The following is a 13,227-nucleotide window of genomic DNA, read 5'->3' on the forward strand; positions in this document are numbered from 1 at the left end:
GGCCTACCACGAGCTCAGTGCCGAATACGCCGCCACGGCAGCGGAACTCAGTGGCCTGGTGGGGACGGTCGCGGCGGGTGCCTGGCAGGGGTTGAGCGCCGAACGGTATGTGGCGGCACATCAGCCTTACGTCGCGTGGCTGCAGCAGGCCAGCGCCGACGCCGCGGGGGTGGCCGCACAGCACGAAGCCGCGGCCACGGCGTACACCGCCGCCCTGGCGGCGATGCCAACGCTGGCCGAGCTGGCCGCCAACCACGTCGTGCACGGCCTGCTGGTGGCCACGAATTTCTTTGGTATCAACACCATCCCGATCGCGCTCAACGAGGCCGACTACCTACGGATGTGGTTGCAGGCCGCCGCGACCATGGGCCTTTACCAGGCGGCCACGGGTTCGGCACTGGCAACGGCGCCGCGCATCGCGCCCGCCCCGCCGGTGCTCACGTGCGAGGCCGCTCCGGCCCTGCTGCAGACCAGCGCGGTGGCGCCGGCCGCCGAGGCCAACCCGTTCACGGGCATCATCGACGCCATCGTCGGGCTGCTGAAGTCGTACGTGTTGATGCTGCCGGACGGCCAATTGCTGTGGGACTTCCTGTCGAATCCCCTTCCGGCGATCGAGCAGATGATCATCGACTTCGCCACCAACCCGCAAGCCGCCCTTGTCACATGGGGCCCGCTGCTCTTCGCGCTCGGCTATCAGGCGTTTTTCCAGCCGGTCGGCTGGGGCACCTGGGGGACGCTGCTGAGTGCCCCCGCCTGGCTGCCGCCGCTGCTTGCCGTGGGCCTTGGCAGCCTGGGCTTCCTGGGCCTGATCAGCCTGGACGTCCCCGCCGAAATCCCCGCGGAGGCGGCCGTTCCCGTCCCCGGCGTCGAGGAGCAGCACAGCTTCGGAGTCGCCGGCCTCGGTTCGACCGTGGCCGGCCCGGCAGGTGCGCCGGCATCCGCGGCGGCGGCGGGTGCGCCTGCCAGCCCCGCGCCGGCGGCGTCGGCTCCGGCGGCGGGTCTCGCCTACGCGGTCGCCGCGCCGGGCGGCTGGGGGCCCGGTCTGGGTCCGACCGTCGGCGGTCGTACCAGCGCCAAAGCTCCGGCGGCGACGGTCCCGGCGGCCGGTGCGGCGGCGGTCAGCAGCGTGGCCGCACGGGCCAAGCGACGCCGGCGTGCACCGCTGCGGGACCACAGCGACGAGTTTCTCGATATGGACACCGGCGCCGACACCGACGCCGGCGCATGGAACTTCGACACCGTGGCGTCCGACCGCGGAGCCGGCGGGTTCGGGATGGCCGGGACGGTGCCGACCGAGACGCTACTGCAAGCCGCTGGCCTGAGCGCGTTGGCGGACAACGACTTCGGCGAGAGACCGCGCATGCCGATGGTGCCGGGGACCTGGCACCACGGGCACGGGGAAGGGGGGCCGGAAAGTCGGCACGACGACTGAGCGCGCAGGTAAAGGAATTCGGATTCGAGTGAATCGAGTAGTTGGAAAGGAAAAGTTATGAGTTTGTTGGATGCTCATATTCCCCAGTTGGTGTCCTCGCAGTCGGCGTTCGGCGCCAAGGCGGGGCTGATGCGGCACACGATCGGTCAGGCCGAGCAGGCCGCGATGTCGGCCCAGGCGTTCCACCAAGGTGAAGCCTCGGCGGCGTTCCAGGCTGCCCACGCCCGCTTCGTCGAGGTGGCGGCCCGGGTCAACACCTTGCTGGACATCGCGCAGGCCAACCTCGGTGAGGCCGCCGGCACCTACGTCGCCGCCGACGCCGCGGCCGCATCCACCTACACCGGTTTCTGAGCCGGGTCGATCACCAGAGAGGACTTGTCATGTCGCAGATCATGTACAACTACCCGGCAATGCTGGCCCACGCCGGCGACATGTCGGGGTACGCGGGCACGATGCAGGGCCTGGGTGCCGACATCTCCGCCGAGCAAGCCGCGCTGCAGAACGCGTGGCAGGGCGACACCGGGATGACCTACCAGACCTGGCAGGTGCAGTGGAACCAGGCGATGGAAGACCTGGTGCGGGCCTACCAAGCGATGGCCAGCACCCACGAGGCCAACACCTTGGCGATGATGGCCCGCGACCAGGCCGAAGCCGCCAAGTGGGGCGGCTAACCCCGCAACCCGATGGACTCCATGCCCAATGCCGTTGAGCTGACGGTCGAACAAGCGTGGTTCATCGCGGAAACGGTTGGGGCGGGCAGCTTCCCATGGGTGCTCGCCATCACCACGCCGTACCGTGACAGCGCGCAGCGAACCGAGTTCTCCGAACGTCAGGCAGCCGAGCTCGCCCGGATGGGACTGATGACGCCGGGCGACCACGGCGGTGTCATCAACCCCGCGGTCGCAGACTGGATCAAGGTGGTCTGCTTCCCCGACCGGTGGCTTGATCTGCGTTACCTGGGGGCCGCCCGTGCCGACGCCGGCGCTGCCCACGGTTGCGACATGCTGCGCGGCATCGTCGCGCAACGTGGCGGCCGCACGGTGGTGGCGCTGCGCAGCGCGCAACTGGTCACCTTCACGGCGATGGAGATCGACGACCCACGGGCGCTGGTCCCGGTCCTGGGTGTGGGACTGGCGCAGCGGCCGCCGGCCCGGTTCGAGGAGTTCAGCATGCCGGCACGCGTCGGCGCCCGGGCCGACGAACGGCTGCGCGGCGGTGCGCCGCTCGCCGAAATCCTGGACTACCTTGGCATTCCGGCCTCGGCCCGGCCGGTGGTGGAAGCGGTGTTCACCGGGCCGCGCAGCTACGTCGAGATCGTCGCCGGGTGCAACCGAGACGGTCGGCACACCACCACCGAGGTGGGCATGAGCCTGGTCGACACCCAAGCGGGCCGGGTGCTGGTCAGTCCGTCCCGGGCTTTCGACGGCGAATGGGTCTCGACGTTCAGCCCCGGCACCCCGTTCGCGACCGCGGTCGCCATCGAGCGACTGATTTCCTACCTGCCGGACGGGGACTGGTTCCCCGAGCACCGGCTGGCCCGAGACTTCTCCACGCAGACCTCGTAAACCTCGACACCGAAACACGAAAGAGAGCACGATGTTCCAGCAACGCCACCAGCACAACTCGAGGGTCCAGTGACGGCCGGGACCGTCATGCCGATCGTCCGCGTCGCCATCCTCGCGGAGAGCCGGTTGACGGAAATGGCCTTGCCCGCCGAGTTGCCGCTGCGCGAAATCCTGCCTGCGGTGCAGCGGTTGGTGGTGCCGGCAACCCAGAACGGCGACGGCGGTGACGTCGCTGCGGCGCCGCACCTGAGTCTGGCGCCGATCGGTGGCGCGCCGTTCAGCCTGGATGCCAGCCTGGACACCGTCGGCGTGGTCGACGGGGACCTGCTTGCCCTGCAGCCGGTGCCGACGGGTCCCGCGGCGCCGGGCATCGTCGAGGACATCGCGGATGCGGCGATGATCTTCTCCTCGTCCCGCCGTAACCCATGGGGCGCCAAGCACATTCAGCGTGGTGCTCTGGCGGCGGTGATCGCCGTGACGCTGGTGGCGACCGGCCTGGCCGTCGCGCACCGCGTCGCCACGGGCGCGCTGGTGGGGCTGGTCGCGGCCAGTGTCGTGGCGGCGCTCGTCGCGATCACCGGGCTGCTGAGCACCGCTCGTTCGCCGCGCACCGGGATCGCGTTGTCGATCACCGCGCTGGCACCGATCGCCGCCGCCCTGGCGCTGGCGGTGCCGGGCAGATTCGGCGCCGCTCAGGTGTTGCTGGCCGCGGCGGGGGTGGCCGCGTGGTCGCTGATCGTGCTCATCGTGCCCAGCGCCGAACGGGAGCGTGCCGTTGGTTTCTTCACCGCGGCCGCGGTGGTCGGGGTCGTCATCGCGTTGGCGGCCGGTGCCGAATTGCTATGGCAGCCACCGATTCTGACGATCGGCTGCGGGCTGATCGTTGCCGCGTTGCTGATCACCATCCAGGCGGCTCAGCTGTCCGCGCTGTGGGCACGGTTCCCGCTGCCCGTCATCCCGGCACCGGGTGACCCGACACCGTCGGCGCCATCGTTGCGGGTGCTGGAGGACCTGCCGCGGCGGGTCCGGATCGGCGACGCCCACCAGAACGGGTTCATCGCCGCAGCCGTGCTGCTCAGCGTGTTGGGATCGCTGGCCATCGCGTTCCGGCCCGAGACGGTGAGCGTGGCGGGCTGGTATGTGGTGGCGGCCCCCGCGGCGGCCGCCCCGCTGCGGGCCCGGGTCTGGGATTCGGCGGCCTGCAAGGCCTGGCTGCTGGCTCAACCGTTCCTGGTCGCGAGCGCTCTGCTGGTGTCCTACGCCGCAACCGGTCGCTTCGGGGCCGCATTGGGCGCGGTGTCGGTGCTTGCCGCGCTGCTGCTGGTCTGGATCGTGGTCGCACTGAACCCGTCGATCGCCTCGCCGGACAGCTACGCGCTGCCGCTGCGTCGCCTGGTGGGCTTCGTCGCGGCGGGCTTGGATGCCTCGCTCATTCCGGTGATGGCCTTCCTGGTGGGTCTGTTCACCTGGGTGCTCAATCGATGAGACGTGCCGGATCCACTTGCCTGGCGGCGACGCTGATTGCGCTGCAGGCGGGCGTGTCGGCTCCGCCGGCGTCGGCGATCAGTCCGCCGGTGGTGGATGCCGGCGCGCCGCCACCGAGCGGCACACCGGGCCCCGTACAGCCGATGGAGCAGCGCGGCGTCTGCAGCGTCTCCGGCCGGATCCCGGGCACCGACCCGGGCGTGCCGACGCCCAGTCAGACCATGCTGAATCTGCCTGCGGCGTGGCAGTTCTCGCGCGGTGAAGGCCAGCTGGTGGCCATCATCGACACCGGGGTGCGGCCGGGCCCGCGGCTGAACAACGTCGACGCCGGCGGCGACTTCGTGGAGTCGACCGACGGACTGACCGACTGCGACGGGCACGGCACCCTGGTCGCCGGAATCGTCGCCGGCCAGCCCAACGAAGACGGCTTTTCCGGGGTCGCGCCCGCCGCCCGGTTGCTCTCCGTCCGGGTGACGTCGGCGAAGTTCTCGCCGCGCACGCCGGGCGGCGATCCGACGCTGGCCCGCGCCGCCATCGACATCGAGGCGCTGGCCCGAGCCATCGTGCACGCGGCCGACCGCGGCGCCCGGGTGATCAACATCTCGGCGATCACCTGCCTGCCCGCAGATCGGCCGGTCGACCAGGCGGCGCTGGGTGCGGCCATCAAATACGCGGTGGAGGACAAGGACGCGGTGATCGTCGCGGCCGCGGGCAACAGCGGACCGACGGGTTCGGTGGCCGGCGGAACGTCCTGCGACTCCAATCCGCTCACCGACCTCAGCCGACCGGCTGACCCGCGCAACTGGGCCGGCGTCAAGTCCGTGTCCGTCCCGTCCTGGTGGCAGCCCTACGTGTTATCGGTGGCCTCGGTGGGGGCCGATGGCCGGCCGTCCAAATTCACCATGGCCGGCCCGTGGGTGGGCATCGCGGCGCCCGGGGAGAACATCGCGTCGGTGAGCAATGCGGACGGCGGCGGCCTGGCCAACGGGCTGCCGGACGACCATCAGCGGCTGATTCCGCTCAGCGGCACCAGCTATGCGGCCGGCTACGTCTCCGGCGTCGCCGCCCTGGTCCGTGCCAAATATCCCGAGCTGAGGGCCGGCGAGGTGGTCCGCCGCATCACCGCCACCGCGCAGAACGGCCCGCGCGAGCCGTCGAACGTCGTCGGGGCCGGCACCGTGGACGCGGTCGCCGCCCTGACCTGGCAGCTGCCCGCCGCGGCCGGCGGCGCGAGCCCGGCGTCGGTGGTCAAGCCGGTGAAAGTCCCGCCGCCCCCGGCACCCAAAGACACCACACCGCGCAACGTCGCACTGGCCGGAGCCGGCCTGCTGACCTTGCTGGTGATCGTCACCGCAGCGACCGTGGCGGTCAGCCGCCGCCGAAAGGAGCCCACCCCGTGAGCCGGATTGTATGGCCGTCCAGTGGCCGAATCACCCTGGCGCTACTGGCCGTCGTGCCCGCCGCGATGGCCTACCCGTGGCAGTCGACCCGCGCCTATTGGCTGCTGGGCATCGCCGTGGCCACAGTGCTGCTGCTGTTCGGTTGGTGGCGCGGGCTGCATTTCACCACGATCCTGCGCCGTCGCCTGGCGATACTGGGACGATCAGGCCGTCCGGTGCCCGATCCGGATGCGAACATCCGCACCACCGCGTTGTTGCGCGTCGGCGCGGCGCCGTCGGCCGCCGACCCGCTGCCGTTGCCGCTGATCGCCGGTTACCTGGACCGCTACGGCGTGCGGGCCGACAGCATCCGGATCACCGGCCGCGACACCGCCGCCGGGGTACGCGAGACCTGGGTGGGGCTGACGGTGTCGGCCGCCGACAACCTGGCTGCGTTGCAGGCTCGGTCGTCGCGCATCCCGCTGCAGGAGACGGCCGAGGTGGCGGCCCGCCGGCTGGCGGACCACCTCCGCGAGATCGGCTGGGAAGCCGGCACGGTGGGTGCGGAGGACGTACCGGAGGTGCTGGCCTGGGAGTCCGGCCCCACGTCCCGGGAGACCTGGCGCGCGGTGCGCCAAGGTGACTCGAATTATGTTGCGGCCTATCGGGTTACGGCTGACTCAGCGCTTCCCGAAACCCTGGCCGCGGTGCGTTCCCTGCCGGCGCGGGAGATCTGGACGGCGCTCGAGATCGCCTGGACCGGGACCGGGGCCCACTACACCGTCGCCGCCGCCTGCGCCCTGCGCACCGACGCCGCGCCGGACCGCGGTGCGCCGGCGTCCGGCCTGACGCTGGAGCGTGGCAATCAGCGGCCGGCGCTGCAGGCGCTGGACCCGCTGTCCACCCAGCGCCTCGGGGGGCACACCGCGGCGCCCGCCGGTCTGCTGGAGCGGTTGCAGTGGCCGACACCCGCCGCGGGATCGCACCGGTCGGCCGAAGCCGAGACGCAGGTGCTCACTCGAACATGAAGCGGTGCAGGAACGGCGTCATCCTGCGCAGGTAGTCCAGCTGACTCACGTGCATCACGTGGCTGCCGGGGAACCAGTGCAGGGCGCACCGGTCCCAGTGTTCCCACAACGCCACCGCGTGCTCCGGCGGCGCCATCCGGTCGCCCAGACCGGTGATGATCATCCGTCGGTTCTTTGGCAGCAGCGGCCGGTAGTTCAGCGGACTGTGATAGGCCAGGCCGGCCTCCAGCTCGGCATCGTTGATGCCGGTGAGCCGCATCCCGAGCTTGATCAGCGTGCTGGCCGGAAACCATTCGCCGAACAACTTGGCCGGTGTGACGACCGGACAATTGGGGATGACAGCCTCCAGCCGGTCGTCGACCGAGGCCACCAACGCCGAGGTGTAGCCGCCCAGCGACAGGCCGGTCAGGGCGATCCGCTCGACTCCGGTGCCCTGCAGATAATCGAGCACCGAACGGAAGTCGTGCACCGCCTGGGCCATCGCCTCTGCGAACCCGCTCATCCCGTTCGCGAAAAACCCGAAACCACTGAACGGCGAGAACCTTTCGGCCCGCTTGCCGTGAAAAGGCAACGTGTACAGCAGCACGTCGTAGCCCGACCGGTAATACCAGGGCAGCGAGAAGAACAGCCCGTTGAAGAGGTAGGACGATCCCATGAACCCATGGATCACGCACAGGGTCGGCCGCGGGCCGTCCTCGTGGCGCCAATGTTGGGCTCTGACAACGTTGTTGGTGGACAACGAACTCCACTGTCGGCGCATGGCGGGGTTGATCGCCCGGAAACTGCTGCTGAAGGAGATGTTGTCCACGACCCCCCGCGCAACCCATTCGGCCAGCGGGCTGGCCTGCCGCGACACGATTTTCGGCGATTCGGTGGGCGCGGGGAACGACTTGCGCGGATCGCGATCGGCGGCCAGTTCGGCATAGAACCGCAACTTGCCGCGTTCGTCGCGGGACCCGGTCCGGCACAGGTTGGCGCCGACGACGGCCGGCGCCACGGTGGTGGCCAGCAGGGAAGAGGCGGTGGTGCGCAGGGCCAGGTCCCCGACCGCCGACGCCTCCACCACCAGACGCTGGCGTGCCGACAGGGCGGAGCGCGGCGGCAATCCCTCGCCGCCCGCGTCGGCACCCGGGACGTCGGGAATGGGAACCGGTGGGTTGATCGGGTCGGCCGCATCGGCAGCGTTGGCCGCGTTGGCCTCGTTGGCCAGGCCCGGGCTCTCAGACATCACCGGAATGGTATCCCGCTGGCCGGTCCGAAGGCGGACCTTTTCGACAGGATCGTCAATTATTTTCGACCCCTTGGCTGCCCATTCGGACCGGTCCGGTAATACGGTTTGGATAGACACCCGACGGACCGAACCTTTGCAGGTGTCGATCAGGAGGACCGATATGTGGGATCCCAACGTCTACCTGGCCTTCGCGGATCACCGAAGCCGTCCGTTCTACGACTTGCTGTCCCGGGTAGGCGCCGACCGCGCGCGCCGCGTGGTCGACCTGGGCTGCGGACCCGGCCACCTGACCCGTTATCTGGCCAAGCGCTGGCCCGGCGCGGTCATCGAGGCCCTGGACAGCTCACCCGAGATGGTCGCCGCTGCCCGCGAGCGCGGCATCGACGCCGTCACCGGCGACCTGCGCAACTGGAAGCCCCAGCCCGACACTGACGTGGTGGTGAGCAACGCGGCATTGCATTGGGTGCCCGAACACTCCGACCTGCTGGTGAAGTGGGTCGGCCAGCTGGCCGACCAGTCCTGGATCGCTGTGCAGATTCCCGGCAACTTCGAGACCCCGTCCCACGCGGCGGTGCGCGCACTGGCCCGGCGCGAACCGTACGCAAAGATCATGCGGGACATACCGTTTCGTGTTGGGGCGGTGGTGCAGCCGCCGGTGCACTACGCAGATCTGCTGATGGATGCCGGCTGCCGCGTCGACGTATGGGAAACCACGTATCTACACCAGTTGACCGGCGAGCACCCGGTGCTGGAGTGGATCACCGGCACCGCGCTGGTACCGGTGCGGGAGCGCCTGGACGACGAGGGCTGGGAGCAGTTCCGCGCCGAGCTCATCCCGCTGCTGGACGACGCGTACCCGGCCCGGCCGGACGGCACGACCATCTTCCCGTTCCGCCGGGTGTTCATCGTGGCGCAGGTCGGCGGGGCACGGCGGTCGGCCGGCTCAGCTGGTTAGCCCCGGTTCGACTTCGTCCTCGATACCGCGGTCCACCGCGATGGCCGACCTGCTGGTCGGCGCGGTGCGGTGGATCTTCAGATACGTCTCGGTGTAGCGCTCGGCGATGCGGGTGCCGGCGAAGTCCGACGGGATCACGTCGCCGGTGCTCTGACGCCAATCATGAAGACGGACAGCAAGTTCGGCTGCGATGGCATCCGCCTCGCGGCCGGCGGATCCGGTCAGCAGGTTCACGGTCTCACCGGGGTCGGCACGTAGGTCGTAGAGCTCCCGCTCTGGTCGCGGCGCCTGAACGGACGGCGCGACGGCAACCCCGGACGGGCTTTCCTGGATGTCCCAGGGCAGGTCCAAAAGCGGTCGCGGGACGTAATTCTCGATGTAGCTGTGCGTCTTGGTCCGGATCGCCCGGATCGGGTCGAACGAGTCGTGATACGTCTTCGTGGTGTACACGTGCTCGCGCACGGCAGGACCCGGGTCCGGGGACCGCAACGCCGCCGCGTGTGAGACGCCCTGGACGTCGTCGGGCACCTCGAGGCCCAGCAGATCAAGCAAGGTCGGCACCAGGTCGACGCCGCTGAACAACTCGTCGTAGACGCGCGGCGGCAACGCCAGGCCGGCGGGGGGCCGGATGATCAGCGCTATCCCGGTGCCGGCGTCATAGAGGGTGGATTTGGCGCGCGGAAAAGCCGGACCGTGGTCGGTGAAGAACACCACCCACGTGTTCGCGTCCAACCCGGTCTCCGAGAGCGTGTCCAGGATCCGGCCGACCGCGGCATCCGCCGTGGTGATGGATCCGTAGAAGTCGGCGAGGTCCTGGCGTACCTCCGGGGTGTCGGGCAGGTAGTCCGGCAGGTCGACGGCCGTGCTGTCGGCCGGCTCGTAACGGTCATGCGGATAGGGCCGGTGCGTCTCGAAGAAACCTGCGGTGAGCAGGAACGGCTGTTCGGCCAGGTCGTCGACGCTGTGGCGCAGCCATTCCTCGACCTTCTCCACCACGTATTCGCAATAGGAGTTCGATACGTCGAACTCGTCGAAGCCCAGCCGCTTCGGGTAGGAGGTCTCGTGCTGCATGCCGAAAAGCGCTGAGTACCAACCCGCGTCGGACAACAGCTGGGGCAGCGTGCGCACGTCGTTGCGGTACTCCCAGCCGTGATGGGCCAGACCCACCAGCCCGTTGCTCTGCGGGTAGCGACCGGTGAACAGCGATCCCCGGGAGGGGGAGCACAGCGGCGCGGTGGCATGGGCGCTGGTGAACAGGATGCTTTCGGCCGCCAAGCGGTCCAGCCGCGGGCTCGACACGTCCGGGTGGCCATAAGCGCCGAGGTAGCGCCCCAGGTCGTGCCAATGCACGAGCAGGACATTCTGTGCAGGCTCAGCCGAGCCGTCACTCGTCACCGTTCGTCACCTCTTTCGTTCGCCGGCTGCCATCGGTTTTCCCAGACAAAGTCCGTCAACGGTCGCGCCGTGGTCCAGCCGTCCAGTTCCAGCGCGGGCCGGTCGGGAAACTCCGGCACCGGACCCAGGCACAGGATCGCGACGGGCTCGGCATCAATGGGCATGTCCAGCAGTTCCGCCAGACGGCGCGGATCGAACAGCGACACCCACCCCACGCCCAGGCCCTCGCAGCGCGCCGCCAGCCACAGGTTCTGGATCGCGCACGACACCGACGCCAGGTCCATCTGCGGCAGGGTGCGCCGGCCGAAAATATGCGACTCCCGGTTGTCGCACAGCGCCACCACCAGCAGCTCGGCGCATTCCCGGATTCCCTCGACCTTCAACGCCAGAAACTCCGCCTCGCGCGGTCCCAGGGCCGCGCCGGTCAGCGCCCGTTCCTCGTCGACCAGGGCATGGATGCGTCGCCGAAGCTGGCCGTCGGTGATCCGGATGAAACGCCACGGCTGCATCAGGCCCACGCTGGGCGCGGCGTGCGCGGCCTGCAACAGCCGGGTCAGCACCTCCTCCGGGACGTCGGACCCGGGGACGAAGCGGCGCATGTCCCGGCGTTCGGCGATCACGCGGTACACCGCCCGCCGCTCCGGCGCGGTGAATGCGTAATCGGTCACCGGGCCATCGTAGAAACGCGACCGTCACGGACTGTAGGTGACGCCCACCGCCCGGAAGACATACTCCGGCGGCACCTCGAATGCCAGCGTGCGCCGGGGCAGCCTGGCCAGCACATCGTCGCTGATCGCGTCCTTGAAGTGCAGTGACAGATGGCCGTGAAACCGCTCGTCGACGGCGGCGGTGTCGAGGTCGACTTGCAATCCGGTCGAAGAAATTTCCGCGCTCGCCGCGCCGCGGGCCGCGTCGCCCCAGCGCACGTCCACCACGCGACCGGCCAACTTGGGCACCACCGACAGCGTCGCCAACACCCGCTGCGAGGTGAACGCCAGGCAACCCACGTAACTGGCGATCGTGCCCTGGGACCGCAGACCCGGGATCGAGCCGCTGAACTTCCGGGTGACCGCCACGTACTCGGCCAGGTGGATGAGGCCCTCGGCATCGACCGCAGCACGCAGGTCGTCGGGCAGCTTGCCGACGCCGAACAACCGCCGAAGAATCACCGCCATGACGCCAGTATGGGGTGGTTTCGCGGGCGGTGCACCGATGCTGATATCGATTTAGCGCGTGACTGGCCCAAGATTCGCCTTCAAATTCTCAACAGCCGCCTGGTTGGCGCTCGCGGCGCTGGCGCTCTACATCGTGTTGTGGGTGGGGCACCGCCAGCAGTGGGGCTGGCTGGAGGCCTTCGATTGGTCCCTGCTGAACCCGGCGCACGACATCGGCATTAAGCATTCCGGGTGGGTGCGGTTCTGGGTCATTGTGTCGTTCGTGTTGGGGCCCGTTCCGCTGCGGACGCTGGGCTTGGTGCTATCCGTGATCCTGCTGGTGCGACGACGAATGCGCATGGCGCTACTGGTGCTGTTCTGTGTGACGCTCAATGGCTTCGTGACGCTGGTCGGCAAGCAGTTGGCCGGGCGCCCACGACCGGCGACCGCTTTGGTGTTCGTGGGGGAGACGTCCTTTCCGTCCGGGCACGCGCTGGAGGCGATGGCCGCCGTGCCGGCACTGCTGACCTTGTCGCTGCCGCTGCTGTCCCGCCGGGCGCTGCGGGTCGCCGCGACGGTGGTGGGCGGGTTGTGCGTGTTCATCGTCGGGGTAGCCCGGGTCGCGCTGAACGTGCATCACCCCTCGGATGTGATCGCCGGCTGGGCGCTGGGGTACGTGTATTTCCTGTTGTGCCTGTGGGTGTTTCGGCCGGCGCCGGCCGGCCCCGAGGACCAGGCCGGGTCACGGCCCCGTGACCCAACCGGGTCTCAAGCTTTACTTGACCCCTAGCTGAGGCGCGCTTGACCATAAAAGGATGCGCCGACAGGTAGCTCTACTGTGTGCTGTGGTGTGCGCCGGGGTGGCCGCCCTGTTCGGCTCGACACTGGCGGCACCGCTGGCCGCGGCCGCCGGCAACCCCTGGTTCGCCAACTCGGTTGGCAATGCGACGCAAGTGGTTTCGGTCGTCTCGACCGGTGGGTCCAACGCGAAGATGGACATCTATCAACGCACCGCCGCCGGCTGGCAGGCCCTCAAGACCGGGATACCCACGCATGTCGGGTCGGCGGGCATGGCGCCGCAGGCCAAGAGCGGGTATCCGGCCACCCCGATGGGGGTGTACAGCCTGGACTCCGCCTTCGGCACCGCGCCGAACCCGGGTGGGGGACTGCCGTACACGCAGGTGGGGCCGAATCACTGGTGGAGCGGCGATGACCACAGTCCGACGTTCAACTCCATGCAGGTGTGTCAGAAAGCCCAGTGCCCCTTCAATACTGGCGAAAGTGAGAACCTGCAGATTCCGCAGTACAAGCATGCGGTGGTGATGGGCGTCAACAAGAACAAGGTCCCCGGCGGCGGCGCCGCGTTCTTCTTTCACACCACCGACGGCGGCCCTACCGAAGGCTGTGTCGCGATCGATGACGACACGCTCGTGCAGATCATCCGCTGGCTGCGCCCCGGCGCGGTGATCGCGATCGCCAAGTAAGCCCGGTACCCCGCGAGCCGCCGCGAGGCCCCCCCCCCCCCCCCCCGGGGGGGGGGGGTTGGGGGGGGGGCCGCCGCGCGAGAGCCCCCCGGGGGCGCCGGGGGGGGGGGGGGGGGGCC

Annotated in this window: 14 protein-coding genes; 10 read left to right on the plus strand and 4 right to left on the minus strand. The window is 69.6% G+C overall.

What is annotated here, in order from left to right; genetic code table 11:
- The 7 genes from A9X01_RS22045 to eccE all read left to right on the plus strand — a co-directional run.
- Positions 1-1,432 (plus strand): PPE family protein (locus tag A9X01_RS22045; protein ID WP_065122764.1); only part of this gene is annotated, 1,432 nt, incomplete at its 5' end.
- A 57-nt stretch (positions 1,433-1,489) separates the two neighbouring features.
- Complete coding sequence (esxG, locus tag A9X01_RS22050; protein WP_036351586.1) at positions 1,490-1,783, plus strand: type VII secretion system protein EsxG; 294 nt, start codon at positions 1,490-1,492, stop codon at positions 1,781-1,783.
- 29 nt (positions 1,784-1,812) lie between these two features.
- Positions 1,813-2,103 (plus strand): WXG100 family type VII secretion target, encoded by a 291-nt coding sequence (locus A9X01_RS22055; protein ID WP_036351589.1) that lies wholly within the window; start codon positions 1,813-1,815, stop codon positions 2,101-2,103.
- A 12-nt stretch (positions 2,104-2,115) separates the two neighbouring features.
- Positions 2,116-2,997: an ESX secretion-associated protein EspG gene (locus A9X01_RS22060; RefSeq protein WP_065122765.1), complete on the plus strand. Its 882-nt coding sequence runs from the start codon at positions 2,116-2,118 to the stop codon at positions 2,995-2,997.
- A gap of 87 nt (positions 2,998-3,084) precedes the next feature.
- Entirely contained in the window at positions 3,085-4,482 is a 1,398-nt protein-coding gene (eccD, locus tag A9X01_RS22065) for a type VII secretion integral membrane protein EccD (RefSeq protein WP_155772218.1), read from the plus strand.
- A complete protein-coding gene (gene mycP, locus A9X01_RS22070) occupies positions 4,479-5,882 on the plus strand; it encodes a type VII secretion-associated serine protease mycosin (protein WP_065122767.1) in 1,404 nt (467 codons plus the stop codon). Before eccD ends, mycP begins: the two co-directional genes overlap by 4 nt.
- On the plus strand, positions 5,879-6,889 hold the full coding sequence (gene eccE, locus A9X01_RS22075; RefSeq protein ID WP_065122768.1) for a type VII secretion protein EccE: 1,011 nt from the start codon (positions 5,879-5,881) through the stop codon (positions 6,887-6,889). Before mycP ends, eccE begins: the two co-directional genes overlap by 4 nt.
- Here eccE and A9X01_RS22080 read toward each other — a convergent pair.
- Entirely contained in the window at positions 6,876-8,117 is a 1,242-nt protein-coding gene (locus A9X01_RS22080) for an alpha/beta hydrolase family protein (protein WP_065122769.1), read from the minus strand. The two genes, eccE and A9X01_RS22080, sit on opposite strands and share 14 nt — an antisense overlap.
- 163 nt (positions 8,118-8,280) lie before the next feature.
- Here A9X01_RS22080 and A9X01_RS22085 point away from each other — a divergent pair, with 163 nt between their 5' ends.
- A complete protein-coding gene (locus tag A9X01_RS22085) occupies positions 8,281-9,075 on the plus strand; it encodes a trans-aconitate 2-methyltransferase (protein ID WP_065122770.1) in 795 nt (264 codons plus the stop codon).
- On the opposite strand, the gene A9X01_RS22090 is transcribed toward A9X01_RS22085, so the two are convergent.
- Genes A9X01_RS22090 through A9X01_RS22100 form a run of 3 tightly spaced genes read right to left on the minus strand, consistent with a single transcriptional unit; the run spans position 9,064 to position 11,645 of the window.
- The gene (locus tag A9X01_RS22090; protein ID WP_065122771.1) at positions 9,064-10,470 is read right to left on the minus strand and encodes a sulfatase family protein; all 1,407 of its coding nucleotides are present in this window, start codon (positions 10,468-10,470) and stop codon (positions 9,064-9,066) included. The two genes, A9X01_RS22085 and A9X01_RS22090, sit on opposite strands and share 12 nt — an antisense overlap.
- Positions 10,467-11,138 (minus strand): 5,6-dimethylbenzimidazole synthase, encoded by a 672-nt coding sequence (gene bluB, locus A9X01_RS22095; protein ID WP_065122772.1) that lies wholly within the window; start codon positions 11,136-11,138, stop codon positions 10,467-10,469. Before bluB ends, A9X01_RS22090 begins: the two co-directional genes overlap by 4 nt.
- A 24-nt stretch (positions 11,139-11,162) precedes the next feature.
- Entirely contained in the window at positions 11,163-11,645 is a 483-nt protein-coding gene (locus tag A9X01_RS22100) for a hypothetical protein (protein WP_065122773.1), read from the minus strand.
- A gap of 58 nt (positions 11,646-11,703) precedes the next feature.
- On the opposite strand from A9X01_RS22100, the gene A9X01_RS22105 reads away from it, so the two are divergent.
- Positions 11,704-12,414 carry a phosphatase PAP2 family protein gene (locus tag A9X01_RS22105; RefSeq protein ID WP_253849294.1) on the plus strand — a complete coding sequence of 237 codons (711 nt, stop codon included), beginning with the start codon at positions 11,704-11,706 and terminating at the stop codon, positions 12,412-12,414.
- Between the two features lie 25 nt (positions 12,415-12,439).
- Entirely contained in the window at positions 12,440-13,108 is a 669-nt protein-coding gene (locus tag A9X01_RS22110) for a L,D-transpeptidase family protein (RefSeq protein WP_065122774.1), read from the plus strand.
- Positions 13,109-13,227: the final 119 nt, after the last annotated feature.

Source organism: Mycobacterium asiaticum (genome assembly GCF_001668675.1).
Lineage (GTDB): Bacteria > Actinomycetota > Actinomycetes > Mycobacteriales > Mycobacteriaceae > Mycobacterium > Mycobacterium asiaticum_D.